The following is a 23,275-nucleotide window of genomic DNA, read 5'->3' as shown; positions in this document are numbered from 1 at the left end:
ATGCTGATCCCCCGTAGGGTCAAGCACCGCAAGCAGCACCACCCCAAGCGCCGCGGTATGGCCAAGGGTGGTACGACGGTTGCGTTCGGCGAGTACGGCATTCAGGCCCTCACGCCGGCGTACGTGACCAACCGCCAGATCGAGGCGGCTCGTATCGCGATGACCCGCCACATCAAGCGTGGCGGCAAGGTCTGGATCAACATCTACCCGGACCGCCCCCTGACGAAGAAGCCTGCCGAGACCCGCATGGGTTCCGGTAAGGGTTCTCCGGAGTGGTGGGTCGCGAACGTTCACCCGGGCCGGGTGATGTTCGAGCTGTCCTACCCGAACGAGAAGATTGCTCGTGAGGCGCTCACCCGAGCCGCTCACAAGCTCCCGATGAAGTGCCGCATCGTCCGGCGCGAGGCAGGTGAGGCGTGATGTCGGCCGGAACCAAGGCGTCCGAACTGCGCGAGCTGGGTGACGAGGAGCTTCTCAACAAGCTCCGCGAAGCCAAGGAAGAGCTGTTCAACCTCCGCTTCCAGGCGGCGACGGGCCAGCTCGAGAACCACGGTCGGCTCAAGTCCGTCCGTAAGGACATCGCCCGGATCTACACCCTGATGCGCGAGCGCGAGCTGGGCATCGAGACGGTGGAGAGCGCCTGATGAGCGAGAAGAATGTGACTGAGACGACTGAAGCGCGCGGTTTCCGCAAGACCCGCGAGGGTCTGGTCGTCAGCGACAAGATGGACAAGACCGTCGTCGTCGCTGTCGAGGACCGTGTGAAGCACGCGCTGTACGGCAAGGTCATCCGCCGTACGAACAAGCTCAAGGCGCACGACGAGCAGAACGCTGCCGGTGTCGGCGACCGCGTCCTCATCATGGAGACGCGTCCGCTGTCGGCGAGCAAGCGCTGGCGCATCGTCGAGATCCTCGAGAAGGCCAAGTAATCACCTGAGGGGTTTCCCTCGGGTTAGTTCCGCCAGGCTCGGCCGGGGCTTGAGTCATCAAGCCCCGGCCGGGAACCGGCAGACGATCAGGAGATAGACGTGATCCAGCAGGAGTCGCGACTGCGTGTCGCCGACAACACTGGTGCGAAGGAAATCCTTTGCATCCGTGTGCTCGGTGGCTCCGGTCGCCGCTACGCGGGTATCGGTGACGTCATCGTCGCCACCGTCAAGGACGCGATCCCCGGTGGCAACGTGAAGAAGGGCGACGTCGTCAAGGCTGTCGTCGTGCGCACCGTCAAGGAGCGTCGTCGTCAGGACGGCTCGTACATCCGCTTCGACGAGAACGCGGCCGTCATCCTCAAGAACGATGGCGACCCCCGCGGCACCCGCATCTTCGGCCCGGTGGGCCGGGAGCTGCGCGAGAAGAAGTTCATGAAGATCATCTCGCTCGCGCCGGAGGTGCTGTAAGCATGAAGATCAAGAAGGGCGACCTGGTTCAGGTCATCACCGGTAAGGACAAGGGCAAGCAGGGCAAGGTCATCGCGGCCTTCCCCCGCGAGGACCGCGTCCTGGTCGAGGGTGTCAACCGGGTCAAGAAGCACACCAAGGCCGGCCAGACCGCTCGCGGTTCGCAGACCGGTGGCATTGTGACGACCGAGGCCCCGATCCACGTGAGCAACGTTCAGCTCGTCGTGGAGAAGGACGGCAACAAGGTCGTCACCCGCGTCGGTTTCCGCTTCGACGACGAGGGCAACAAGATCCGCGTTGCCAAGCGGACGGGTGAGGACATCTGATGGCTACCACCACCACTCCGCGTCTCAAGACGAAGTACCGCGAGGAGATCGCGGGCAAGCTGCGTGAGGAGTTCTCGTACGAGAACGTCATGCAGGTTCCCGGCCTCGTGAAGATCGTGGTCAACATGGGTGTGGGCGACGCCGCCCGCGACTCCAAGCTGATGGACGGCGCGGTTCGCGACCTCACCACGATCACCGGTCAGAAGCCGGCCGTCACCAAGGCCCGCAAGTCGATCGCGCAGTTCAAGCTGCGCGAGGGGCAGCCGATCGGCTGCCACGTCACCCTCCGTGGTGACCGCATGTGGGAGTTCCTTGACCGTACGCTGTCGCTCGCGCTGCCGCGTATCCGTGACTTCCGTGGTCTGTCGCCGAAGCAGTTCGACGGCCGTGGCAACTACACCTTCGGTCTCACCGAGCAGGTCATGTTCCACGAGATCGACCAGGACAAGATCGACCGTACCCGGGGTATGGACATCACCGTGGTCACCACGGCGACCAACGACGACGAGGGCCGCGCGCTCCTCCGTCACCTCGGCTTCCCCTTCAAGGAGGCGTAAGCGAGATGGCGAAGAAGGCTCTTATCGCGAAGGCTGCCCGCAAGCCCAAGTTCGGTGTGCGCGCGTACACCCGCTGCCAGCGCTGCGGTCGCCCCCACTCCGTGTACCGCAAGTTCGGCCTGTGCCGTGTGTGCCTTCGTGAGATGGCTCACCGTGGCGAGCTGCCGGGCGTGACCAAGAGCTCCTGGTAATTCCCCACTGTCCCTTGGGACTTGGGAATTACCGGAGGCTCTCGGTAAGTATCTGGTCGGCGGATGCTCTCCCCCATATGCCGTAGGCTTGTGGGGTTGGGCGTCCGCCGCCCATAACGACTTACTACGCCGTAGGTCCCCGCACCGCACCCGTCCCGCCACTGAGTGGGGAGAGGGATGGCGCATACAGGAAACCGCGGCGAGAGAGGCCGAAGGCCGATTCATGACCATGACTGACCCGATCGCAGACATGCTGACTCGTCTGCGCAACGCAAACTCGGCGTACCACGACTCCGTCGTGATGCCGCACAGCAAGATCAAGTCGCACATCGCGGAGATCCTCCAGCAGGAGGGCTTCATCACCGGCTGGAAGGTCGAGGACGCCGAGGTCGGCAAGAACCTCACCCTCGAGCTGAAGTTCGGGCCGAACCGTGAGCGCTCCATCGCGGGCATCAAGCGGATCTCGAAGCCCGGTCTGCGTGTGTACGCGAAGTCCACCAACCTGCCGAAGGTGCTCGGCGGCCTGGGCGTGGCGATCATCTCCACGTCGCACGGTCTGCTCACCGGCCAGCAGGCAGGCAAGAAGGGCGTAGGTGGGGAAGTCCTCGCCTACGTCTGGTAGTCGGGAACGGAGGAAAAGCTAATGTCGCGAATCGGCAAGCTCCCCATCCAGGTTCCCGCCGGTGTGGACGTCACCATCGATGGCCGTACGGTCCACGTGAAGGGCCCCAAGGGTTCCCTCACGCACGCTGTTGCGGCTCCCATCGAGATCGTGAAGGGTGAGGACGGCGTTCTGAACGTCACCCGCCCCAACGACGAGCGTCAGAACAAGGCCCTGCACGGCCTGTCCCGCACGCTGGTGGCCAACATGATCACCGGCGTGACCCAGGGTTACACCAAGGCGCTCGAGATCAGCGGTGTCGGTTACCGCGTCCAGGCGAAGGGCTCCAACCTGGAGTTCGCGCTGGGCTACAGCCACCCGATCACCGTTGAGGCCCCCGAGGGCATCACCTTCAAGGTCGAGTCGCCCACGAAGCTCAGCGTCGAGGGCATCGACAAGCAGAAGGTCGGCGAGGTCGCCGCCAACATCCGCAAGCTGCGCAAGCCCGACCCGTACAAGGCCAAGGGTGTCAAGTACGCCGGCGAGGTCATCCGCCGCAAGGTCGGAAAGGCTGGTAAGTAAGCCATGGCATACGGTGTGAAGATCGCCAAGGGCGACGCTTACAAGCGTGCCGCCAAGGCACGTCGCCACGTCCGCATCCGCAAGCACGTGTCGGGTACGGCGGAGCGTCCGCGCCTCGTCGTGACGCGTTCCAACCGCGGTATCACCGCTCAGGTCATCGACGACCTCAAGGGTCACACCCTGGCGTCGGCGTCGACTCTGGACGCGTCGATCCGTGGTGGCGAGGGCGACAAGTCCGCGCAGGCCAAGTCGGTCGGCGCCCTGGTCGCCGAGCGCGCCAAGGCCGCCGGCGTCGAGACCGTCGTGTTCGACCGTGGTGGCAACAGGTACGCCGGGCGCATTGCCGCTCTGGCTGACGCCGCCCGCGAAGCCGGGCTGAAGTTCTAAGCCCCGGTTCCGGGACTAACGGACGTAACAGAGAGAGGTAAATCCAATGGCTGGACCCCAGCGCCGCGGAAGCGGTGCCGGTGGCGGCGAGCGGCGGGACCGGAAGGGTCGCGACGGTGGCGCTGCCGCCGAGAAGACCGCTTATGTTGAGCGCGTTGTCGCGATCAACCGCGTTGCCAAGGTTGTCAAGGGTGGTCGCCGCTTCAGCTTCACCGCGCTGGTCGTGGTGGGCGACGGTGACGGCACCGTAGGTGTCGGTTACGGCAAGGCCAAGGAAGTTCCCGCGGCCATCGCCAAGGGTGTCGAGGAAGCCAAGAAGAACTTCTTCAAGGTTCCGCGCATCCAGGGCACGATCCCTCACCCGATCACGGGCGAGCGTGCCGCCGGCGTCGTGCTCCTGAAGCCGGCTGCCCCCGGTACCGGTGTTATCGCCGGTGGCCCGGTGCGCGCCGTTCTGGAGTGCGCCGGCGTTCACGACATCCTGTCGAAGTCGCTCGGCTCTTCCAACGCGATCAACATCGTGCACGCGACCGTGGCGGCCCTCAAGGGCCTGCAGCGTCCCGAGGAGATCGCGGCTCGCCGTGGTCTGCCCCTCGAGGCCGTTGCCCCCGCGGCTCTGCTTCGTGCACGTGCGGGAGCGGGTGCGTAATGGCCCGTCTCAAGATCACGCAGACGAAGTCGTACATCGGCAGCAAGCAGAACCACCGCGACACCCTGCGTTCGCTCGGCCTCAAGCGCCTGAACGACACGGTTGTCAAGGAGGACCGCCCCGAGTTCCGCGGCATGGTGCAGACCGTCCGCCACCTCGTGACGGTTGAGGAGGTTGACTGACATGGGTGAGAACAGCCCGCTGAAGGCCCATAACCTCCGTCCTGCCCCGGGCGCCAAGACCGCCAAGACCCGTGTGGGTCGTGGTGAGGCGTCCAAGGGTAAGACCGCAGGTCGTGGTACCAAGGGTACGAAGGCCCGTTACCAGGTTCCGGAGCGCTTCGAGGGTGGCCAGATGCCCCTCCACATGCGTCTTCCGAAGCTCAAGGGCTTCCGCAACCCGTTCCGCACCGAGTTCCAGGTCGTGAACCTGGACAAGCTCGGCGCTCTCTACCCCGAGGGTGGAGAGGTCACGGTGGCCGACCTGGTCGCCAAGGGCGCGGTGCGCAAGAACAGCCTCGTCAAGGTCCTGGGCCAGGGCGAGATCTCCGTGGCGCTGCAGGTTTCGGTTGACGCCGTCTCCGGCTCCGCCAAGGAGAAGATTGCCGCCGCCGGCGGCACCGTCACCGAGCTTGTCTGAGACAGCTTGATGGCTTGAACATCCGACCGGGGATGCCTCTCAAATGGGGCATCCCCGGTTGGTCGTTCCTAGGGGGGCACGGTCGCCGGTAAGGTGGCGTGCACTGTCTAAGTTCCGTGCTGTGTGCCTGGACGGCTACAGTACGGATTTTTGGCAGATCAAGACTTCTATCCTTATTCGTCGATCCTCAAGACCGTCACCCTGACGCACTTGCGCGGGGGTCGCAGGAGGCACCGTGCTCACCGCGTTCGCCCAGGCGTTCAAGACGCCTGACCTGCGCAAGAAGCTGCTCTTCACACTCGGCATCATCGTGGTCTACCGGCTCGGTACGCACATTCCGATGCCCGGGGTGAGCTACAAGAACGTACAGACCTGTGTCGACCAGGCCCAGCAGAACAGCGGCCTGTTCAGTCTGGTGAACATGTTCAGCGGCGGCGCGCTGCTGCAGATCACGATCTTCGCGCTCGGCATCATGCCGTACATCACCGCGAGCATCATCCTGCAGCTGTTGACCGTGGTGATCCCGCGCCTGGAAGCCCTCAAGAAGGAGGGCCAGGCGGGTACGACGAAGATCACGCAGTACACGCGTTACCTGACTGTCGCGCTGGCGATCCTCCAGGGCACCGGCCTGGTGGCCACCGCCCGCAACGGCGCCCTCTTCAACGGGTGCCAGGTCGCCACCGAGATCATCCCGAACCGGTCGATCTTCACGACCATCACGATGGTCATCACGATGACCGCCGGTACCGCCTGTGTCATGTGGCTCGGTGAGATCATCACCGACCGCGGCATCGGCAACGGCATGTCCATCCTGATGTTCATCTCGATCGCCGCCAGCTTCCCGAGCTCCCTGTGGGCCATCAAGAAGCAGGGTCACCTGGCCGGTGGCTGGATCGAGTTCGGCACCGTGGTGCTCGTCGGCCTGGTCATGGTCGGTCTCGTGGTCTTCGTCGAACAGGCCCAGCGGCGCATCCCGGTTCAGTACGCGAAGCGCATGATCGGCCGCCGCTCGTACGGCGGGACCTCGACCTACATCCCGCTGAAGGTCAATCAGGCCGGTGTGATCCCGGTCATCTTCGCCTCGTCGCTGCTCTACATCCCGGCGCTGATCGTCCAGTTCTCGAACTCGACGGCCGGCTGGGCGACCTGGATCAAGGACAACTTGACCAAGGGCGACCATCCTTACTACATCGTCAGCTACTTCCTCCTGATCGTGTTCTTCGCCTTCTTCTACGTGGCGATCTCGTTCAACCCCGAGGAAGTCGCCGACAACATGAAGAAGTATGGTGGCTTCATCCCGGGCATCCGGGCTGGCCGACCGACCGCTGAGTACCTGAGCTACGTACTCAACCGGATCACCTGGCCGGGGTCGCTGTATCTGGGGCTGATCGCGCTCGTACCGACAATGGCGTTGATCATCTTCGGCGGCGTCCAGAGCTTCCCGCTCGGCGGGACGAGCATCCTCATCATCGTGGGTGTGGGTCTGGAAACCGTTAAGCAGATCGAGAGCCAGCTTCAGCAGCGCAATTACGAAGGGTTCCTCCGCTGATGCGAATCGTCCTCGTTGGACCGCCCGGTGCAGGCAAGGGAACGCAGGCCGCGTTCCTTGCCCAGAACCTGGCGATCCCGCACATCTCCACGGGCGACCTCTTCCGTGCCAACATCAGCCAGGGCACGGAGCTGGGCAAGGCAGCCAAGGCGTTCATGGACGCCGGCAACCTGGTACCGGACGAGGTCACCATCGGGATGGCCAAGGACCGCATGGAAGCGCCGGACGCCGTGAACGGCTTCCTGCTCGACGGCTTCCCGCGCAACGTGGTGCAGGCCGAGGCGCTGGACGAGGTGCTGAAGGCGGACGGCGTGAAGCTGGACGCCGTGCTCGACCTCGAAGTCCCCGAGGACGAGGTCGTCAAGCGGATCGCCGGGCGGCGCATCTGCCGCAACGACAGCTCGCACGTCTTCCACGTGGCGTACAACGCCCCGAAGCAGGACGGCGTCTGCGACAAGTGCGGCGGCGAGCTGTACCAGCGCGGTGACGACACCGAGGACACCGTGCGCAAGCGGCTCGAGGTCTACCACAGCGAGACCGAGCCGATCATCGACTACTACCGTGCGCAGGGCCTGGTCATCACGATCAGCGCGCTCGGCAAGGTGGACGAGGTCACGAAGAAGGCGATGGAAGCGTTGCGTCGCGACGCGGCGTAGTACCCGGCTTCCCTGAGCGGCCGCGGTGCCCCCTGGCGGGGGTGCCGCGGCCGTTCTGCGTCCTGGCCCGGGTCCGGCCGTCGGGGCTCCGCCCCGGACCCCGTTCGCGCCTTGAGGGCGCTCGTCCTCAATCTCCCCCAAGGCCTTAAGGGCCAGGGGGACCCCCATGACGGGCCGGGTGTGCCGGCACCGGGCCGCGCGGCCCCGGGCGGCCCGGTCGAGGCCGGTCCCGGAAGCCTTATCGTTGAGGGTGACCCATACCCGTACCGGAAAGGCGTGAGCCGCACATGGTGGAGATCAAGACCCCCGAGCAGATCGCGAAGATGCGCGAGGCGGGACTGGTCGTCGCCGCGATCCACGCCGCCACCCGCGAGGCCGCGGTGCCGGGGTCCACGACGAAGGACCTGGACGAGGTCGCCCGCAAGGTGATCGCCGAGCACGGCGCGAAGTCGAACTTCCTGGGGTACGGCGGGTTCCCCGCCACGATCTGCACCTCGGTCAACGAGGTCGTCGTCCACGGCATCCCGGACGACAAGACCGTCCTGAAGGACGGCGACATCATCTCCATCGACGCCGGCGCGATCATCGACGGCTGGCACGGCGACGCCGCGTACACCGCCTTCGTCGGCAGCGGCCACGCCCCCGAGCTGGTGGAGCTCTCCCGGGTGACCGAGGAGTCCATGTGGGCCGGTATCGCCGCGGTGAAGAAGGGCAACAAGCTCATCGACGTCTCGCGCGCGATCGAGTCCTACATCCGCCGCCAGCCGCGTCCCTCGACCGGTAAGTACGGGATCGTCGAGGACTACGGGGGCCACGGCATCGGTTCCGAGATGCACATGGACCCGCACCTCCTGAACTACGTGGACAAGCGCCGCATGCTGGGCCGCCACAACCCGAAGCTGATCCCCGGCTTCTGCCTGGCGATCGAGCCGATGGTCTCCCTGGGCACCCCCCGCACGGAGGTCCTGGAGGACGACTGGACCGTCATCACGACGGACGGTTCCTGGTCCTCGCACTGGGAGCACTCGGTCGCTCTGACCGAGAACGGTCCCTTGGTCCTGACGATGCCGGACGGCGGCCGGGCGAAGCTGGCGGAGTACGGGGTCACGACGGCCCCGGATCCGCTGGGCTGAGCGGGGAGGCCGGGGAATAGGTGGCCTCGGCACCTGGCGTAACGATCTCCTCGTTGGGGCAAACTCATCTGATTCGTCTTTTCGAGTGCCCTGACGTAGACTGATGCGTCGGCTCTCGTGTACCCGTGTGTCCACACACGGCTGCGGGAGTCGATCAAGGTAGCCGATTCGAAAGGCGAAGCGTGGCCAAGAAGCAAGGTGCCATCGAAATCGAGGGCACCGTGATCGAGTCCCTCCCGAACGCCATGTTCAAGGTGGAACTCCAGAACGGTCACAAGGTCCTCGCGCACATCAGCGGCAAGATGCGGATGCACTACATCCGTATCCTCCCGGATGACCGGGTCGTGGTGGAGCTTTCTCCCTACGACCTGACGCGTGGCCGGATCGTCTACCGGTACAAGTAGATCTTGCCCACGTCGTCCTGACGGACGGCGGTGGCACTGACCCGGAGAACCTGACATCCCATGAAGGTCAAGCCGAGCGTCAAGAAGATCTGCGACAAGTGCAAGGTGATCCGCCGTCACGGCCGGGTCATGGTCATCTGCGACAACCTGCGCCACAAGCAGCGCCAGGGCTGACGCACGCCGACCGACCTGCATTTCGCAGTTCTTCAAGCGACGCGAGCAAAACGTACATACGCAGCATCCACCTGGCCGGTTTCCCCGGCTGGTGACACCTCCGGCGGGGGCCGGGGACCCGAAACGTACCTAGTACGGCGGTCGGGAGCGGTGCTGTGGAAGACCCCCGAAAACAACTGGAGCCAGTAAATGGCACGCGTTTCAGGTGTTGACATCCCGCGCGAAAAGCGTGTGGAGATCGCACTCACCTACGTCTTCGGTATCGGGCGCACCCGGTCCAAGGAGATCCTCGACTCGACCGGTGTGAACCCGAACACCCGCGTTCGTGACCTGGCCGAAGAGGACCTGGTCAAGATCCGCGAGTACGTGGACGCCAACCTCCGCACCGAGGGTGACCTTCGCCGTGAGGTCGCCGCCGACATCCGCCGCAAGGTCGAGATCGGCTGCTACCAGGGTCTGCGCCACCGTCGTGGTCTGCCGGTCCACGGTCAGCGCACCAGCACGAACGCTCGTACCCGCAAGGGCCCGCGTCGCGCCATCGCCGGTAAGAAGAAGCCGGGCAAGAAGTAGTCCACAGCGGACGCTTTTCAGCGGTCTTCGCTGTAGGACCGATCACCTCCCCTCCATCTGGAGTAAGACATGCCCCCCAAGGGTCGTCAGGGCGCTGCCAAGAAGGTGCGCCGCAAGGAAAAGAAGAACGTCGCTCACGGCCACGCGCACATCAAGAGCACGTTCAACAACACCATCGTCTCGATCACGGACCCCTCGGGCAACGTGATCTCCTGGGCGTCCGCCGGCCACGTCGGCTTCAAGGGCTCCCGCAAGTCGACTCCGTTCGCCGCGCAGATGGCCGCCGAGTCGGCCGCCCGCCGCGCGCAGGAGCACGGCATGCGCAAGGTTGACGTCTTCGTCAAGGGTCCGGGCTCCGGCCGCGAGACCGCGATCCGCTCCCTCCAGGCCACTGGCCTCGAGGTCGGCTCGATCCAGGACGTCACCCCGACGCCGCACAACGGCTGCCGTCCGCCGAAGCGCCGCCGCGTCTGATCCGGGGCGGCGCTCCCCGCGCCGCCGCGTCTGACGCGAGGTTGCTTCGAGGATTGCCTTGAGGCTCGGGCGGTACGGCTCATTCGGGCCGTGCCGCCCGTACCCTTGCAGTACGCAGTACCCAGCAGGGCATCAAATAGTGGGTGCCCATGACTGAAGGATCTCCACATGCTTATCGCTCAGCGCCCTTCGCTGACCGAAGAGGTTGTTGACGAGTACCGCTCGCGGTTCGTCATCGAGCCCCTGGAGCCGGGCTTCGGCTACACGCTCGGCAACTCCCTGCGTCGTACGCTCCTCTCCTCGATCCCCGGTGCCGCTGTCACCAGCATCCGGATCGACGGTGTCCTGCACGAGTTCACCACCGTGCCGGGCGTCAAGGAGGACGTCACCGACCTCATCCTCAACATCAAGCAGCTGGTCGTCTCCTCGGAGCACGACGAGCCGGTCGTGATGTACCTGCGCAAGCAGGGTCCCGGCCTGGTCACCGCTGCTGACATCGCCCCGCCGGCCGGTGTCGAGGTGCACAACCCCGACCTGGTGCTCGCCACGCTCAACGGCAAGGGCAAGCTGGAGATGGAGCTGACCGTCGAGCGCGGTCGCGGCTACGTCTCCGCCGTGCAGAACAAGCAGCTGGGCCAGGAGATCGGCCGTATCCCGGTCGACTCCATCTACTCCCCGGTGCTCAAGGTCACGTACAAGGTCGAGGCGACCCGTGTCGAGCAGCGCACCGACTTCGACAAGCTGATCGTCGACGTCGAGACCAAGCAGGCCATGCGTCCCCGTGACGCCATGGCGTCGGCCGGTAAGACCCTGGTCGAGCTGTTCGGTCTGGCGCGCGAGCTCAACATCGACGCCGAGGGCATCGACATGGGCCCGTCCCCCACGGACGCCGCCCTTGCCGCCGACCTGGCGCTGCCGATCGAGGAGCTCGAGCTCACCGTTCGGTCGTACAACTGCCTCAAGCGTGAGGGCATCCACTCCGTGGGTGAGCTCGTGGCGCGCTCCGAGGCGGACCTGCTCGACATCCGCAACTTCGGTGCGAAGTCGATCGACGAGGTCAAGGCGAAGCTGGCCGGTATGGGCCTCGCGCTGAAGGACTCGCCTCCCGGCTTCGACCCGACCGCCGCGGCTGACGCCTTCGGCGCCGATGATGACGCGGACGCCGGGTTCGTGGAGACCGAGCAGTACTAAGAGCTCGGGCCATCCGGTCCGTTCTTGGGTGCGGGTCCGCTGTGCTTGATCGCGCAGTTCCCCGCGCCCCTTCCGGGCGCCCCCTTCGGGGAGCTCCCGGATCTCCGACGGGCGACCGCCTGCTCGGATACTGACCCTGGTACCTGATACGGCCGGGGCAGACACCAAGGAGAAACACCATGCCGCGTCCCGCAAAGGGTGCTCGTCTCGGCGGCAGCGCCGCGCACGAGAAGCTGCTCCTCGCCAACCTGGCGAAGTCGCTCTTCGAGCACGGCCGGATCACGACGACCGAGGCCAAGGCCCGTCGCCTGCGTCCCGTCGCCGAGCGCCTGATCACCAAGGCGAAGAAGGGCGACATCCACAACCGTCGCCTGGTGCTGCAGACGATCACCGACAAGGGCATCGTGCACACCCTCTTCACCGAGATCGCGCCCCGCTACGAGGAGCGTCCGGGTGGTTACACCCGTATCACCAAGATCGGCAACCGCCGTGGTGACAACGCGCCGATGGCCGTGATCGAGCTGGTCGAGGGCGAGATCGCCAAGAAGGCGACCGTTGCCGAGGCCGAGGCCGCCACCGTGCGCGCCGTCAAGGAGTCCGACGCGAAGGCCGCTGAGGCCGAGACCGTCGAGGACGCCAAGCCGGCCGACGAGGCGAAGGACGCGTAAGCGTTCTGAAGGCTGGTGAACGGGCCCGTTCCCTTCGGGGGGCGGGCCCGTTCTGCTGTGTGGATGCTTTGAGAGGATCTGTTACGTGAGTGATGAGGTGGAGCCCGGCCTCGTCCGGGTGCGTCTTGATCTGTCGTACGACGGCAAGGACTTCTCCGGCTGGGCCCGGCAGCCGCTCGGGCGCAGGACCGTGCAGGGCGAGATCGAGGACGCGCTGCGCACGGTGACCCGGTCGGACGCGACGTACGGCCTGACCGTCGCCGGGCGCACCGACGCCGGGGTGCACGCACGCGGCCAGGTCGCGCACGTGGACCTGCCCGAGGAGGTGTGGGCCGAGCACCGCGAGAAGCTGCTGCGGCGACTGGCCGGGCGGCTTGCGCACGATGTGCGGGTCTGGCGGGTCGCCGAGGCGCCGAGCGGGTTCAACGCGCGCTTCTCCGCGATCTGGCGGCGGTACGCGTACCGGGTGACGGACTGCGTCGGCGGCGTCGACCCGCTGGTGCGGGGTCATGTCCTGTGGCACGACTGGGAGTTGGACGTCCAGGCGATGAACGCGGCCTCGGCGGCGCTGCTCGGCGAGCACGACTTCGCGGCGTACTGCAAGAAGCGCGAGGGCGCCACCACCATCCGCACCCTCCAGGAGCTGTCCTGGGTGCGCGGTGACGACGGGATCGTCACCGCCACCGTGCGCGCGGACGCCTTCTGCCACAACATGGTGCGTTCGCTGGTGGGCGCGCTGCTCCACGTCGGCGACGGCCACCGGGGTCCGGAGTGGCCCGGCAAGGTCCTGGCGGCGGCGGTGCGCGACTCCTCCGTCCATGTGGTCAAGCCGCACGGCCTGACCCTGGAGGAAGTCGGTTACCCCGCCGACGAGTTGCTGGCCGCGCGCAGCAAGGAGGCGCGCAACATGCGTACGCTGCCCGGGAGTTCAGCCGGCGGGCTGAACGGCTGCTGCTGAGGCCTGGTTGCGGCCGCGGGCGACGATCTGGTCGAAGGTGAACTTCGCGAGGTCGTCGCCGGCGGTGAAGACGGCCGCGTCGCCCTTCGTCACGTTCTTCCCGTTGGCGAAGCCGCCGATCGTGAAGTAGGCATAGCGGCCATAGGAGTTGGTCGTGTTGCGGCAGACCGAGCCGCCCCGGCAGAAGGTGTTCACACCCGAGCCGGAGAGCGAGGCGATACCGCCGGACGCCTGCTGCTTGGCCTTCGTGGCCTGCACGTCCGTGTCGAACACGGCGACGCCGACGGTGACCGCGACGCCGTCCTTGGTGAAGGTGGCCCTGATGACCTGGCGGCAGCCGTTGTTGGTGAGGGCCGAGCCGAGCGAACCCTGGGTGACCGAGGAGCACTCGGTGACCTTGTCGGTGGGGCCCTTGGCGTAGGCGCCGCTGCCCAGGGTGAGGCTCTTGCCGGGGAAGAGGGTGTCGGCGCTCAGCGGCGCCTTGTCCTTCTTCGCGCTCGCGACGTAGTCGTACGGGTTGGGCGGGGGCGGCGGGGCCACGTGGGAGAACGAGGGCCCCGGCTCGGCGCTGTTGCTGGGCAGCGCCGGGGGAGAGGGCAGCTCGCTCGCGGACTTCCCGTCGTCCTTGGAGCCCGCGGTGACGATGACGGTGGCCACCACCGCGACGACCGCCGCCGTGGCGAGCGCACCCCCGCCTATGAACAGCCACTTCTTGCGCCGGTTGCGCGCGGCCGACGCGTCGGCCAGTGCCGCCCAGTCCGGTGTCTGCTGATCCCCCGGGCCCCACCCGGGTCCCCCTTGCCCAAAGCTCATGCCGCGCATCCTAATTCGATTGTTCAGGGGGGCAGGAGCTGGGCGACAATCCGCAGCATGGGACATCTAGAGGCTGCACACCTGGAGTACTACCTGCCGGACGGGCGGGTGCTGCTCGGCGACGCTTCGTTCCGGGTGGCGGAGGGCTCGGTGGTGGCCCTGGTCGGCGCCAACGGGGCCGGCAAGACGACGTTGCTCCGCATGATCTCCGGCGAGCTCCAGCCGCACGGCGGCTCGGTGTCGGTGAGCGGCGGGCTAGGGGTGATGCCGCAGTTCGTCGGCTCGGTGCGCGACGAGCGGACCGTGCGTGACCTGCTGGTCTCCGTGGCCCAGCCCCGGATCAAGGAGGCCGCCGCGGAGGTCGACGCGGCCGAGCACCTGATCATGACGGTCGACGACGAGGCCGCGCAGATGAAGTACGCGCAGGCGCTCAGCGACTGGGCCGAGGCGCGTGGCTACGAGGCCGAGACGGTCTGGGACATGTGCACCACGGCCGCCCTCGGCATGCCGTACGACAAGGCGCAGTTCCGTGAGGTGCGCACGCTCAGCGGCGGTGAGCAGAAGCGGCTGGTGCTCGAAGCGCTGCTTCGCGGGCCGGACGAGGTGCTGCTCCTGGACGAGCCGGACAACTATCTGGACGTGCCGGGCAAGCGCTGGCTGGAGGAGCGGCTGCGGGAGACCCGCAAGACGGTGCTGTTCGTCTCGCACGACCGGGAGCTGCTCTCGCGGGCCGCCGAGCGGATCGTGAGCCTGGAGCCCAGCCCGGCGGGGACGGACGTGTGGGTGCACGGCGCCGGATTCGGCACGTACCACGAGGCCCGCCGTGAGCGGTTCGCGCGCTTCGAGGAGCTCAAGCGGCGCTGGGACGAGGAGCACGCCCGGCTGAAGGCGCTGGTGCTGCGGCTGCGCAACCAGGCGGCGATCAGCCCGGACATGGCGTCCAGGTACCACGCGATGCAGACGCGCTTCAAGCGGTTCGAGGACGCTGGCCCGCCGCCGGAGCCGCCGCGCGAGCAGGAGATCACCATGCGGCTGCGCGGCGGCCGCACCGGGGTGCGCGCCCTGACCTGCGAGAACCTTGAGCTGACCGGGCTGATGAAGCCGTTCTCGCTCGAGGTCTTCTACGGCGAGCGGGTCGCGGTCCTCGGCTCCAACGGCTCCGGCAAGTCGCACTTCCTGCGGATGCTCGCGGGGGATCCGTCGGTGGCGCACACCGGGACCTGGAAGCTGGGCGCGCGGGTCGTGCCCGGGCACTTCGCGCAGACCCACGCCCACCCCGAGCTGCTCGGGCGCACCCTCGTCGACATCCTGTGGAGCGAGCACGCCAAGGACCGCGGGGCCGCGATGTCGGTGCTGCGGCGCTACGAGCTGGAGCGGCAGGGGGACCAGCCCTTCGAGAAGCTCTCGGGCGGCCAGCAGGCGCGCTTCCAGATCCTGCTCCTGGAGCTGGCCGGCACCACCGCGCTGCTGCTCGACGAGCCGACGGACAACCTGGACCTGGAGTCGGCCGAGGCGCTCCAGGACGGTCTGGAGTCGTACGACGGGACGGTCCTCGCGGTCACGCACGACCGCTGGTTCTCGAAGTCGTTCGACCGCTATCTGGTCTTCGGCTCGGACGGAGTGGTGCGCGAGACGCCGGAGCCGGTGTGGGACGAGCGCCGGGTGGAGCGGGCGCGCTAGGCGTTCGCGCAGGCCAGACCCCATGAAGGTCGGATCTGTTCAGGTGGGCCCCGGGCGGTTTTGACCCGCCTGGGGGCGCCCGGGTATTCTTCTGGTTCGTTATGCGTATTGGCTCGGTCGTTCTCACGCGACAGCCGTTGCGCAAGTTCTCTGGAGCAGTTACCAGTGGCTCGCATACGGGCATCGTCCCGGCACTGTGAGTCCCAGCTGCATGATCGCTTCAGGGTGCAATGTGTCTGCTCCCCATCCACTAAGAAGCGAAGGCTACGAAGTGCGTACGTACAGCCCCAAGCCCGGCGACATCACTCGCCAGTGGCACGTCATTGACGCTCGGGACGTCGTCCTGGGCCGTCTGGCGACCACCGCCGCGAACCTCCTCCGGGGCAAGCACAAGCCCGTGTATGCGCCCCACATGGACATGGGTGACTTCGTCATCATCATCAACGCCGACAAGGTGCACCTGTCCGGCAACAAGAAGACCCAGAAGATGGCGTACCGCCACTCCGGCTACCCGGGCGGTCTCCGTTCGGTGCGCTACGACGACCTCCTGGCGAACAACCCGGAGAAGGCCGTCGAGAAGGCCATCAAGGGCATGATCCCCAAGAACACCCTGGGCCGTCAGATGCTCTCGAAGCTGAAGGTCTACTCGGGCGACCAGCACCCCCACGCTGCCCAGCAGCCGGTGCCGTTCGAGATCACCCAGGTCGCGCAGTAGTTCCGGCCACCACACCCCCTAAGACAGAAAAGAATCTGAGGAGCATCGTGGCCGAGACCACTGTCGAGACCCCCGTCGAGGGCGAAGAGACCTACGCGGAGGTCACCACCTTCGAGTCCGAGGTCCCCGTCGAGGGCGAGTACACCACCGAGTCCCTGGCGTCCCGCTTCGGCGACCCGCAGCCCGCCGCCGGCCTTGGCCGTCGCAAGAACGCCATCGCCCGCGTCCGGATCGTTCCGGGCACCGGCAAGTGGAAGATCAACGGGCGTACGCTCGAGGACTACTTCCCGAACAAGGTCCACCAGCAGGAAGTCAACGAGCCCTTCAAGGTGCTCGAGCTCGACAACCGCTACGACGTCATCGCCCGCATCTCGGGTGGCGGCGTGTCCGGTCAGGCCGGCGCCCTGCGCCTCGGCGTGGCCCGTGCGCTGAACGAGGCCGACGTCGACAACAACCGCGGCGCCCTCAAGAAGGCCGGCTTCCTCTCCCGCGACGACCGTGCGGTCGAGCGCAAGAAGGCCGGTCTCAAGAAGGCCCGTAAGGCCCCGCAGTACAGCAAGCGCTAAATCCGCGCCTGCCACTACGGCTCTCGTTCGCCCCGGCAGCACTCTCCGTGCTGCCGGGGCGTTCGTCTATCTACCCCGCACTTTGAAGTTTTCGGAGGACAGACGTGGGACGACTCTTCGGCACGGACGGCGTGCGCGGTGTCGCCAACTCGGATCTGACGGCTGAGCTCGCGCTCGGCCTTTCGGTCGCGGCGGCACATGTGCTCGCCGAAGCGGGGACCTTCGAGGGGCATCGGCCGACCGCCGTGGTCGGGCGTGACCCCCGGGCGTCGGGAGAGTTCCTGGAGGCCGCGGTCGTCGCGGGCCTCGCGAGCGCGGGCGTGGACGTCCTGCGGGTCGGTGTGCTGCCCACCCCGGCGGTGGCGTACCTCACCGGTGTGCTGGGTGCCGACCTCGGTGTGATGCTCTCGGCCAGCCACAACGCCATGCCGGACAACGGTGTCAAGTTCTTCGCGCGCGGCGGCCACAAGCTCGCCGACGAGCTGGAGGACCGCATCGAGTCGATCTACGAGCAGCACCGCACGGGCGAGCCCTGGGAGCGGCCGACCGGCGCCGGCGTGGGCCGCATCCGCTCGTACGGGGAGGGCTTCGACCGTTACGTCGCCCACCTCATCGGGGTGCTGCCGAACCGTCTCGACGGGCTGAAGGTCGTCCTGGACGAGGCGCACGGCGCCGCCGCCCGGGTCTCGCCGGAGGCGTTCGCGCGGGCCGGCGCCGAGGTCGTCACCATCGGTGCCGAGCCGGACGGGCTCAACATCAACGACGGCTGCGGCTCCACCCACCTCGACCTCCTGAAGGCGGCCGTCGTGGAGCACGGTGCCGACCTCGGCATCGCGCACGACGGTGACGCCGACCGCTGCCTGGCCGTGGACGGCGCGGGCAACGAGGTGGACGGCGACCAGATCCTCGCGGTGCTCGCGCTCGCCATGCGCGAGGCGGGCACGCTGCGCCGCAACACCGTCGTCGGCACCGTCATGTCGAACCTGGGCTTCAAGATCGCCATGGAGGGCGAGGGCATCGAGCTCGTCCAGACCGGGGTCGGCGACCGTTACGTCCTGGAGTCGATGAAGGAGCACGGCTACGCGCTGGGCGGCGAGCAGTCCGGCCACGTGATCATCCTGGACCACGCGACCACGGGTGACGGCACGCTGACCGGCCTGATGCTGGCCGCCCGCGTCGCCGCGACCGGCCGCACGCTCGCCGACCTCGCGGGGGTCATGCGGCGCCTGCCGCAGGTCCTGGTCAACGTCCCCGACGTCGACAAGTCCCGCGTCGCCACCTCCGCCGAGCTCGGCACGGCCGTCGCCGAGGCGGAGCGCGAACTGGGCGCCACCGGCCGGGTGCTGCTGCGCCCGTCGGGCACCGAGCCGCTGGTCCGCGTGATGGTCGAGGCCGCCGACATCGAGCAGGCCCGCTCGGTGGCCGGCCGTCTGGCCGACGTCGTCAAGTCGGCGCTGGGTTAAGCGAGTTGGCGCTTGCGCTGCCTCGCCCAGAAGAGCTTCTGGGCGAGCAGCGTAAGCGTGCCGGCCAGTACGATGCCGCCCAGGTTGGCGAGCAGTTGCCAGGTCGAACCCCAGGTCTGGGCGTACTCCGCGTAGCTGAAGGCCATCGCGGCGTTGGCCGCCGCGGGAACCGTCGTCACGGAGATCGCGACGCCGATCAGCGCGCCCGACTTGGCCGAGGTCAGCGAGAGCGTTCCCGCGATGCCGGCCAGGAAGGCGACCACGAACGACATCCAGTCCGGCTTCCAGACGAAGGCCGTGTTGGGGCGCGGAGCCTCCAGCAACTGCTTCGAGAACAGGCCGAGTTGGTCCATCAGCCAGCCGAATCCCGCGGTCAGCACCATGGCCGCCGCGAAGCCGACCAGCAGGGCCACGAGCGAGCGCCACACCAGCCGGGGCGCCCGTCGCACCAGCGCCGTGGAGATCCCGGCCAGTGGCCCGAACTCGGGGCCGACCGCCATCGCGCCCACGATCAGGATCGCGTTGTCCAGCATCACGCCGCACGCGGCCAGCATGGTGGCGACGGCCAGGAACGCGACGTAGGTGACCGACAGCGTCGACTCCTCGTGCGTCGCGTCCGTCAGCGACTCCCACAGCACCGCGTCCGCGCCCTCGCCGGGTGCTTCCGCCTCGGCCTCGTCGGCGCGCCGTGAGATCGAGAGGCCGATCTGGTCGACGGCGATCGAACCGTCCCGGTCGAGCCCGGTCGCGCGCAGCTCGGCGATCAGTCCGTCACCGGCCTCGCGCGCCACGTCGCACAGCACCAGGTCGCCCGCCGGATCACGGGCCGCGCCGGGCAGCACCGCCAGATGGGCGGTGCCGACCGTCGACTCGACGATGCGTACGACCTCGTCGGTGCGGTCGGCGGGCACGATCAGTCGCAGGTGCAGCACGTTTCCTCGCCGGGTCGGGCTCGTGGCCGCGGCTGCGGCCCGCGGTCACAGTTTGCGCAGGGAGATCTTCTGGATCTTGTGGTCCGGGCCCTTGCGCACGACGAGGGTGGCCCGGCCGCGGGTGGGCGCCACGTTCTCCACCAGGTTGGGCCTGTTGATGGTCCGCCAGGTCGTACGGGCGTAGTCCAGGGCCTCCTCCTCGGAGACCTGGGTGTACTTGCGGAAGTACGAGAACGGGTTCTGGAAGGCGGTCTCGCGCAGCTTGCGGAACCGGTTGAGGTACCAGGTCTCGATGTCCTCGGTGCGCGCGTCCACGTACACGCTGAAGTCGAAGTAGTCCGCGAGACCGACCCTGGTGCGGCCGTCCTGGCCGGGCAGGGCCGGCTGGAGGACGTTGAGGCCCTCCACGATCAGGATGTCCGGGCGGCGCACCACGAGTTGCTCGTCCGGCACGATGTCGTAGATGAGGTGCGAGTAGACGGGCGCGGTGACCTCGTCCTTGCCCGCCTTGATGTCCGCGACGAACCGGGTCAGGGCCCGGCGGTCGTACGACTCGGGGAAGCCCTTGCGCGACATCAGGCCGCGGCGCTCCAGCTCGGCCATCGGGTACAGGAAGCCGTCGGTGGTGACCAGCTCCACCCGGGGGTGCTCGGGCCAGCGGGCGAGCAGCGCCTGGAGCAGACGGGCCACCGTCGACTTGCCGACCGCCACCGACCCCGCGACCCCTATGACGAAGGGGGTGCCGCGCTGGGTGCCGTGCCCGTTGCCCGCGTCGCCCAGGAACGTGTTGAGGGTGCCGCGCAGATTGGCGGTGGCCTCCACGTACAGGTTCAGCAGCCGGGACAGCGGCAGGTAGATGTCGCGGACCTCGTCGAGGTCGATGACGTCGCCGAGGCCGCGCAGGCGCTCGACCTCGTCGGCGGTCAGCGGCAGCGGCGTCTTGTCGCGCAGGGCGCTCCACTCGGCGCGCGTCAGGTCCACGTAGGGAGTCGCCTCCGGCTTGCGGTGGGCGCTCCGTGGCGGCGAAGTGATCACGACTCCATTGTTGCGGCTGTATGACGTGCGTGGGGGGTGGGGTGGGTCACGTGGGCGCACGGCATGAAAGGCCGCACGGCGAGACATGGGGCCGCCGCCGGGCCGGGCGGGGACGGCCGGGGGAGCGCGGCGGAGACCGGGCACGCGGATGCGGCGGAGACCGGGCGCGCGGATGCGGCCGGCCCGCGTCGCCGCATCGGGCGTACCGCGCCACACGTACGCGACACCGCTCGAAGCCGGGGAGTCGCCGGTTCTCGTGGCAAGGTGGCTCGGTCACGAGGACCCGGACTTCACGCGCGAGCGCACCCGCACGTGATGCCGGACTCGGGCACCCGTGGTCTCGAAGCGCTCGATGCGTGGGTCGGTGGGAGCTGCGCTCCCCGGACTCCCCAGCGGGTGTCAGGGGCGGTAAGTGACACCTTGAGTCGCCGGTCGGGCGGCCGCGAAGGGGTTTTTATGTGCGGAATCGTGGGTTATGTGGGCGGACAGTCGGCGCTCGACGTCGTGGTCGCCGGGCTGAAGCGGCTCGAGTACCGCGGATACGACTCGGCGGGTGTCGCGGTCCTCGCGGACGGCGGGCTCGCCGCGGCGAAGAAGGCCGGCAAGCTGGTCAATCTGGAGAAGGCGCTCCTGGAGGCGCCCCTGCCCGCCGGGGCCACCGGCATCGGGCACACCCGGTGGGCCACGCACGGCGGGCCCACCGACGAGAACGCGCACCCGCACCTGGACAACGCGGGGCGCGTCGCGGTCGTGCACAACGGGATCATCGAGAACTTCGCCGCGCTGCGGGCCGAGCTGGCCGAGCGCGGCCACGATCTTGCCTCCGAGACGGACACCGAGGTCGTCGCCCACCTCCTGGCCGAGTGCTACTCGTCGGCCGAGGACCTGGCGGAGGCCATGCGCCAGGTGTGCCGGCGTCTCGATGGCGCGTTCACGCTGGTGGCCGTGCACGCCGACGAGCCGGACGTCGTGGTGGGCGCGCGCCGCAACTCGCCGCTCGTGGTGGGCGTCGGCGAGGGGGAGTCCTTCCTCGCCTCCGACGTCGCCGCGTTCATCGCGCACACCCGCTCCGCGATCGAACTGGGCCAGGACCAGGTCGTCGAGCTGCGCCGGGACGGTGTCACCGTCACCGACTTCGACGGGGCGCCGGCCGAGACCCGGTCCTACCACGTCGACTGGGACGCCTCGGCCGCCGAGAAGGGCGGCTACGACTACTTCATGCTCAAGGAGATCGCCGAGCAGCCCAAGGCCGTCGCCGACACGCTGCTCGGGCGGATCGACGGGGCCGGCTCGCTGACCCTGGACGAGCTGCGCATCCCGCACAAGGTGCTGCGCGAGATCGACAAGGTCGTCGTCGTGGCCTGCGGTACGGCGTATCACGCGGGCATGATCGCGAAGCTGGCGATCGAGCACTGGACGCGGATTCCCTGCGAGACGGAGCTGGCCAGCGAGTTCCGCTACCGGGACCCGATCCTCGACCAGCGCACCCTCGTCATCGCCATCTCGCAGTCCGGCGAGACCATGGACACCCTGATGGCGCTGCGGCACGCCCGCGAGCAGGGCGCGAAGGTGCTCGCCATCTGCAACACCAACGGCTCGACGATCCCGCGCGAGTCGGACGCGGTGCTCTACACGCACGCGGGCCCCGAGGTCGCCGTCGCCTCGACGAAGGCGTTCCTGACCCAGCTGGTGGCCTGCTACCTCGTCGCCCTGTACCTCGGCCAGGTGCGCGGCACCAAGTGGGGCGACGAGATCCGGGCCGTGGTGCACGACCTCGCCGAGATCTCCTGCGAGGTCGACCGCGTCCTCGAAACCATGGAGCCGGTACGGGAGTTGGCGCGTTCGCTCGCCGACAAGAACACGGTGCTCTTCCTCGGCCGGCACGTCGGCTACCCCGTCGCCCTCGAAGGCGCGCTCAAGCTCAAGGAGCTGGCGTACATGCACGCCGAGGGGTTCGCGGCCGGGGAGCTGAAGCACGGGCCGATCGCCCTGATCGAGCAGGACCTGCCGGTGGTGGTCGTCGTTCCGTCCCCGCGCGGGCGGTCCGTGCTGCACGACAAGATCGTCTCCAACATCCAGGAGATCCGGGCGCGCGGGGCGCGCACGATCGTGATCGCGGAGGAGGGCGACGAGGCGGTGGTGCCGTACGCCGATCACCTCGTCCGCATCCCGGCGACGCCCACGCTGCTCCAGCCGCTGGTGGCGACCGTGCCGCTCCAGGTCTTCGCGTGCGAGCTGGCGACGGCCCGGGGCAACGAGGTCGACCAGCCGCGCAACCTGGCGAAGTCCGTGACGGTGGAGTGAGTGACATGAATGCGGGAGGGGTCAAGTGATCATCGGGGTCGGCATCGACGTGGCCGAGATCGAACGGTTCGGGGAGTCCATCGCGCGGACGCCCGCGATGCTCCAACGGCTTTTCGTGGAGAGCGAGTTGATGCTCCCCAGCGGTGAGCGTCGCGGCGACGCCTCGCTCGCCGCGCGCTTCGCCGCGAAGGAGGCCCTCGCGAAGGCGCTGGGGGCGCCGGCGGGGCTGCTGTGGACGGACGCGGAGGTGTACGTGGAGGAGAGCGGACAGCCTCGGCTCCGCGTGCGGGGCTCCGTGGCGGCGCGGGCGGCCGAGCTGGGGGTCCGGCATTGGCATGTCTCGCTGAGTCATGACGCGGGGGTGGCGTCTGCGGTGGTGATCGCGGAGGGGTGACTTTTTCCGGTGCGGGGTGCGGATGTGGTGGTGCTTCGGCCGGGGTGGTTCCGGGGCCGCGCCCCGGGCCCCGTCGGTTCGGCTGCGGACCGTGGGTGGCTGGTCGCGCAGTTCCCCGCGCCCCTAAAGACCTTGTGCTGGCCCGCATCGGGCATTTCAGCCCGTCCGGCGTTTGAGGACGAGCGCCCTTCAGGCGCGAACGGGGGTGCAGGGGGCGGAGCCCCCGCTGGGGCCGGGGGGCGGAGCCCCCGGTGGCCCGGGGGGGCCT

32 protein-coding genes are annotated in these 23,275 nt (G+C 68.0%); 29 read left to right on the top strand and 3 right to left on the bottom strand.

Annotated elements, in window-relative coordinates; genetic code table 11:
• The 23 genes from rplP to truA all read left to right on the top strand — a co-directional run bounded on the left by rplP (position 1) and on the right by truA (position 13,105).
• Positions 1-420, top strand: a complete 420-nt coding sequence (gene rplP / locus ACFYZA_RS13070) for a 50S ribosomal protein L16 (protein WP_053727610.1) — start codon at positions 1-3, stop codon at positions 418-420.
• Positions 420-644, top strand: a complete 225-nt coding sequence (rpmC, locus tag ACFYZA_RS13065; RefSeq protein ID WP_003966952.1) for a 50S ribosomal protein L29 — start codon at positions 420-422, stop codon at positions 642-644. Before rplP ends, rpmC begins: the two co-directional genes overlap by 1 nt.
• Positions 644-928, top strand: coding sequence for a 30S ribosomal protein S17 (gene rpsQ / locus ACFYZA_RS13060; protein ID WP_100578124.1), 285 nt, complete (start codon positions 644-646; stop codon positions 926-928). The genes rpmC and rpsQ overlap by 1 nt, the downstream gene beginning before the upstream one ends.
• 99 nt (positions 929-1,027) lie before the next feature.
• Positions 1,028-1,396, top strand: coding sequence for a 50S ribosomal protein L14 (rplN, locus tag ACFYZA_RS13055; RefSeq protein ID WP_053727611.1), 369 nt, complete (start codon positions 1,028-1,030; stop codon positions 1,394-1,396).
• A gap of 2 nt (positions 1,397-1,398) precedes the next feature.
• Positions 1,399-1,722, top strand: a complete 324-nt coding sequence (gene rplX / locus ACFYZA_RS13050; protein WP_053727612.1) for a 50S ribosomal protein L24 — start codon at positions 1,399-1,401, stop codon at positions 1,720-1,722.
• Positions 1,722-2,279 carry a 50S ribosomal protein L5 gene (gene rplE, locus ACFYZA_RS13045; RefSeq protein WP_053727613.1) on the top strand — a complete coding sequence of 186 codons (558 nt, stop codon included), beginning with the start codon at positions 1,722-1,724 and terminating at the stop codon, positions 2,277-2,279. The genes rplX and rplE overlap by 1 nt, the downstream gene beginning before the upstream one ends.
• Before the next feature lie 5 nt (positions 2,280-2,284).
• On the top strand, positions 2,285-2,470 hold the full coding sequence (locus ACFYZA_RS13040; RefSeq protein ID WP_003956452.1) for a type Z 30S ribosomal protein S14: 186 nt from the start codon (positions 2,285-2,287) through the stop codon (positions 2,468-2,470).
• Between the two features lie 223 nt (positions 2,471-2,693).
• Positions 2,694-3,092: a 30S ribosomal protein S8 gene (gene rpsH, locus ACFYZA_RS13035; RefSeq protein WP_382588725.1), complete on the top strand. Its 399-nt coding sequence runs from the start codon at positions 2,694-2,696 to the stop codon at positions 3,090-3,092.
• Between the two features lie 21 nt (positions 3,093-3,113).
• Positions 3,114-3,653 (top strand): 50S ribosomal protein L6, encoded by a 540-nt coding sequence (gene rplF, locus ACFYZA_RS13030; protein WP_100578125.1) that lies wholly within the window; start codon positions 3,114-3,116, stop codon positions 3,651-3,653.
• Between the two features lie 3 nt (positions 3,654-3,656).
• Complete coding sequence (rplR, locus tag ACFYZA_RS13025; protein WP_100578126.1) at positions 3,657-4,040, top strand: 50S ribosomal protein L18; 384 nt, start codon at positions 3,657-3,659, stop codon at positions 4,038-4,040.
• A 46-nt stretch (positions 4,041-4,086) separates the two neighbouring features.
• Positions 4,087-4,689: a 30S ribosomal protein S5 gene (rpsE, locus tag ACFYZA_RS13020; RefSeq protein ID WP_100578127.1), complete on the top strand. Its 603-nt coding sequence runs from the start codon at positions 4,087-4,089 to the stop codon at positions 4,687-4,689.
• Positions 4,689-4,871, top strand: coding sequence for a 50S ribosomal protein L30 (rpmD, locus tag ACFYZA_RS13015; protein ID WP_077971845.1), 183 nt, complete (start codon positions 4,689-4,691; stop codon positions 4,869-4,871). The genes rpsE and rpmD overlap by 1 nt, the downstream gene beginning before the upstream one ends.
• Before the next feature lies 1 nt (position 4,872).
• Entirely contained in the window at positions 4,873-5,328 is a 456-nt protein-coding gene (rplO, locus tag ACFYZA_RS13010) for a 50S ribosomal protein L15 (RefSeq protein ID WP_382588729.1), read from the top strand.
• 235 nt (positions 5,329-5,563) lie between these two features.
• A complete protein-coding gene (gene secY / locus ACFYZA_RS13005; RefSeq protein ID WP_382588731.1) occupies positions 5,564-6,877 on the top strand; it encodes a preprotein translocase subunit SecY in 1,314 nt (437 codons plus the stop codon).
• Positions 6,877-7,533, top strand: coding sequence for an adenylate kinase (locus tag ACFYZA_RS13000; RefSeq protein ID WP_388489901.1), 657 nt, complete (start codon positions 6,877-6,879; stop codon positions 7,531-7,533). The genes secY and ACFYZA_RS13000 overlap by 1 nt, the downstream gene beginning before the upstream one ends.
• Before the next feature lie 287 nt (positions 7,534-7,820).
• Positions 7,821-8,666: a type I methionyl aminopeptidase gene (gene map, locus ACFYZA_RS12995; RefSeq protein ID WP_382588735.1), complete on the top strand. Its 846-nt coding sequence runs from the start codon at positions 7,821-7,823 to the stop codon at positions 8,664-8,666.
• A 182-nt stretch (positions 8,667-8,848) separates the two neighbouring features.
• A complete protein-coding gene (infA, locus tag ACFYZA_RS12990) occupies positions 8,849-9,070 on the top strand; it encodes a translation initiation factor IF-1 (RefSeq protein ID WP_003956442.1) in 222 nt (73 codons plus the stop codon).
• A gap of 60 nt (positions 9,071-9,130) precedes the next feature.
• Positions 9,131-9,244 carry a 50S ribosomal protein L36 gene (gene rpmJ / locus ACFYZA_RS12985; protein WP_003956441.1) on the top strand — a complete coding sequence of 38 codons (114 nt, stop codon included), beginning with the start codon at positions 9,131-9,133 and terminating at the stop codon, positions 9,242-9,244.
• A gap of 189 nt (positions 9,245-9,433) precedes the next feature.
• The gene (gene rpsM, locus ACFYZA_RS12980; protein WP_100578132.1) at positions 9,434-9,814 is read left to right on the top strand and encodes a 30S ribosomal protein S13; all 381 of its coding nucleotides are present in this window, start codon (positions 9,434-9,436) and stop codon (positions 9,812-9,814) included.
• Between the two features lie 69 nt (positions 9,815-9,883).
• Positions 9,884-10,288 (top strand): 30S ribosomal protein S11, encoded by a 405-nt coding sequence (gene rpsK, locus ACFYZA_RS12975; RefSeq protein ID WP_003956432.1) that lies wholly within the window; start codon positions 9,884-9,886, stop codon positions 10,286-10,288.
• Between the two features lie 168 nt (positions 10,289-10,456).
• Positions 10,457-11,479: a DNA-directed RNA polymerase subunit alpha gene (locus tag ACFYZA_RS12970; RefSeq protein WP_010473911.1), complete on the top strand. Its 1,023-nt coding sequence runs from the start codon at positions 10,457-10,459 to the stop codon at positions 11,477-11,479.
• Positions 11,480-11,658: 179 nt separating this feature from the next.
• A complete protein-coding gene (gene rplQ / locus ACFYZA_RS12965) occupies positions 11,659-12,147 on the top strand; it encodes a 50S ribosomal protein L17 (protein WP_382588738.1) in 489 nt (162 codons plus the stop codon).
• Between the two features lie 85 nt (positions 12,148-12,232).
• Positions 12,233-13,105, top strand: coding sequence for a tRNA pseudouridine(38-40) synthase TruA (gene truA / locus ACFYZA_RS12960; protein WP_388489896.1), 873 nt, complete (start codon positions 12,233-12,235; stop codon positions 13,103-13,105).
• Here the strand turns inward: truA and ACFYZA_RS12955 are convergent.
• Positions 13,076-13,918 (bottom strand): hypothetical protein, encoded by an 843-nt coding sequence (locus tag ACFYZA_RS12955; RefSeq protein ID WP_388489893.1) that lies wholly within the window; start codon positions 13,916-13,918, stop codon positions 13,076-13,078. The genes truA and ACFYZA_RS12955 overlap by 30 nt on opposite strands.
• Before the next feature lie 57 nt (positions 13,919-13,975).
• Between ACFYZA_RS12955 and ACFYZA_RS12950 the strand changes: the two genes are divergently transcribed.
• The 4 genes from ACFYZA_RS12950 to glmM all read left to right on the top strand — a co-directional run bounded on the left by ACFYZA_RS12950 (position 13,976) and on the right by glmM (position 18,342).
• A complete protein-coding gene (locus tag ACFYZA_RS12950) occupies positions 13,976-15,598 on the top strand; it encodes an ABC-F family ATP-binding cassette domain-containing protein (protein WP_382588744.1) in 1,623 nt (540 codons plus the stop codon).
• Between the two features lie 271 nt (positions 15,599-15,869).
• Positions 15,870-16,313, top strand: a complete 444-nt coding sequence (gene rplM / locus ACFYZA_RS12945; protein ID WP_053727625.1) for a 50S ribosomal protein L13 — start codon at positions 15,870-15,872, stop codon at positions 16,311-16,313.
• A gap of 47 nt (positions 16,314-16,360) precedes the next feature.
• Entirely contained in the window at positions 16,361-16,879 is a 519-nt protein-coding gene (rpsI, locus tag ACFYZA_RS12940) for a 30S ribosomal protein S9 (protein WP_382588747.1), read from the top strand.
• Positions 16,880-16,983: 104 nt separating this feature from the next.
• Positions 16,984-18,342 (top strand): phosphoglucosamine mutase, encoded by a 1,359-nt coding sequence (gene glmM, locus ACFYZA_RS12935; protein WP_382588749.1) that lies wholly within the window; start codon positions 16,984-16,986, stop codon positions 18,340-18,342.
• Here the strand turns inward: glmM and ACFYZA_RS12930 are convergent.
• Together ACFYZA_RS12930 and coaA are read right to left on the bottom strand one after the other, a co-directional pair.
• Complete coding sequence (locus tag ACFYZA_RS12930; protein ID WP_388489888.1) at positions 18,339-19,274, bottom strand: DUF389 domain-containing protein; 936 nt, start codon at positions 19,272-19,274, stop codon at positions 18,339-18,341. The two genes, glmM and ACFYZA_RS12930, sit on opposite strands and share 4 nt — an antisense overlap.
• Before the next feature lie 45 nt (positions 19,275-19,319).
• A complete protein-coding gene (gene coaA, locus ACFYZA_RS12925) occupies positions 19,320-20,309 on the bottom strand; it encodes a type I pantothenate kinase (protein WP_382588753.1) in 990 nt (329 codons plus the stop codon).
• A gap of 456 nt (positions 20,310-20,765) precedes the next feature.
• Between coaA and glmS the strand changes: the two genes are divergently transcribed.
• Together glmS and ACFYZA_RS12915 are read left to right on the top strand one after the other, a co-directional pair.
• The gene (glmS, locus tag ACFYZA_RS12920; protein ID WP_382588755.1) at positions 20,766-22,613 is read left to right on the top strand and encodes a glutamine--fructose-6-phosphate transaminase (isomerizing); all 1,848 of its coding nucleotides are present in this window, start codon (positions 20,766-20,768) and stop codon (positions 22,611-22,613) included.
• A 25-nt stretch (positions 22,614-22,638) separates the two neighbouring features.
• Positions 22,639-23,007: a holo-ACP synthase gene (locus tag ACFYZA_RS12915; protein WP_382588757.1), complete on the top strand. Its 369-nt coding sequence runs from the start codon at positions 22,639-22,641 to the stop codon at positions 23,005-23,007.
• Positions 23,008-23,275 lie beyond the last annotated feature (268 nt).

Origin of the sequence: Streptomyces sp. NPDC001828 (assembly GCF_042892175.1) — a bacterium.
Lineage (GTDB): Bacteria > Actinomycetota > Actinomycetes > Streptomycetales > Streptomycetaceae > Streptomyces.
This window is presented reverse-complemented; position numbering and strand designations above follow the sequence as displayed.

Bases quoted from the DNA above. Each gene is read 5' to 3' on its own strand.
- rpsE (WP_100578127.1), top strand. From the start codon at position 4,087: ATGGCTGGACCCCAGCGCCGCGGAAGCGGTGCCGGTGGCGGCGAGCGG.
- rpsK (WP_003956432.1), top strand. From the start codon at position 9,884: ATGCCCCCCAAGGGTCGTCAGGGCGCTGCCAAGAAGGTGCGCCGCAAG.
- rplX (WP_053727612.1), top strand. From the start codon at position 1,399: ATGAAGATCAAGAAGGGCGACCTGGTTCAGGTCATCACCGGTAAGGAC.
- rpmD (WP_077971845.1), top strand. From the start codon at position 4,689: ATGGCCCGTCTCAAGATCACGCAGACGAAGTCGTACATCGGCAGCAAG.
- ACFYZA_RS13040 (WP_003956452.1), top strand. From the start codon at position 2,285: ATGGCGAAGAAGGCTCTTATCGCGAAGGCTGCCCGCAAGCCCAAGTTC.
- rpsH (WP_382588725.1), top strand. From the start codon at position 2,694: ATGACCATGACTGACCCGATCGCAGACATGCTGACTCGTCTGCGCAAC.
- glmS (WP_382588755.1), top strand. From the start codon at position 20,766: ATGTGCGGAATCGTGGGTTATGTGGGCGGACAGTCGGCGCTCGACGTC.
- rplE (WP_053727613.1), top strand. From the start codon at position 1,722: ATGGCTACCACCACCACTCCGCGTCTCAAGACGAAGTACCGCGAGGAG.
- ACFYZA_RS12970 (WP_010473911.1), top strand. From the start codon at position 10,457: ATGCTTATCGCTCAGCGCCCTTCGCTGACCGAAGAGGTTGTTGACGAG.
- ACFYZA_RS13000 (WP_388489901.1), top strand. From the start codon at position 6,877: ATGCGAATCGTCCTCGTTGGACCGCCCGGTGCAGGCAAGGGAACGCAG.
- rpmC (WP_003966952.1), top strand. From the start codon at position 420: ATGTCGGCCGGAACCAAGGCGTCCGAACTGCGCGAGCTGGGTGACGAG.
- rplO (WP_382588729.1), top strand. From the start codon at position 4,873: ATGGGTGAGAACAGCCCGCTGAAGGCCCATAACCTCCGTCCTGCCCCG.
- rplF (WP_100578125.1), top strand. From the start codon at position 3,114: ATGTCGCGAATCGGCAAGCTCCCCATCCAGGTTCCCGCCGGTGTGGAC.
- rplP (WP_053727610.1), top strand. From the start codon at position 1: ATGCTGATCCCCCGTAGGGTCAAGCACCGCAAGCAGCACCACCCCAAG.
- ACFYZA_RS12950 (WP_382588744.1), top strand. From the start codon at position 13,976: ATGGGACATCTAGAGGCTGCACACCTGGAGTACTACCTGCCGGACGGG.
- rplQ (WP_382588738.1), top strand. From the start codon at position 11,659: ATGCCGCGTCCCGCAAAGGGTGCTCGTCTCGGCGGCAGCGCCGCGCAC.
- map (WP_382588735.1), top strand. From the start codon at position 7,821: ATGGTGGAGATCAAGACCCCCGAGCAGATCGCGAAGATGCGCGAGGCG.
- rpsQ (WP_100578124.1), top strand. From the start codon at position 644: ATGAGCGAGAAGAATGTGACTGAGACGACTGAAGCGCGCGGTTTCCGC.
- rpmJ (WP_003956441.1), top strand. From the start codon at position 9,131: ATGAAGGTCAAGCCGAGCGTCAAGAAGATCTGCGACAAGTGCAAGGTG.
- rplR (WP_100578126.1), top strand. From the start codon at position 3,657: ATGGCATACGGTGTGAAGATCGCCAAGGGCGACGCTTACAAGCGTGCC.
- ACFYZA_RS12955 (WP_388489893.1), bottom strand. From the start codon at position 13,918: ATGAGCTTTGGGCAAGGGGGACCCGGGTGGGGCCCGGGGGATCAGCAG.
- rpsM (WP_100578132.1), top strand. From the start codon at position 9,434: ATGGCACGCGTTTCAGGTGTTGACATCCCGCGCGAAAAGCGTGTGGAG.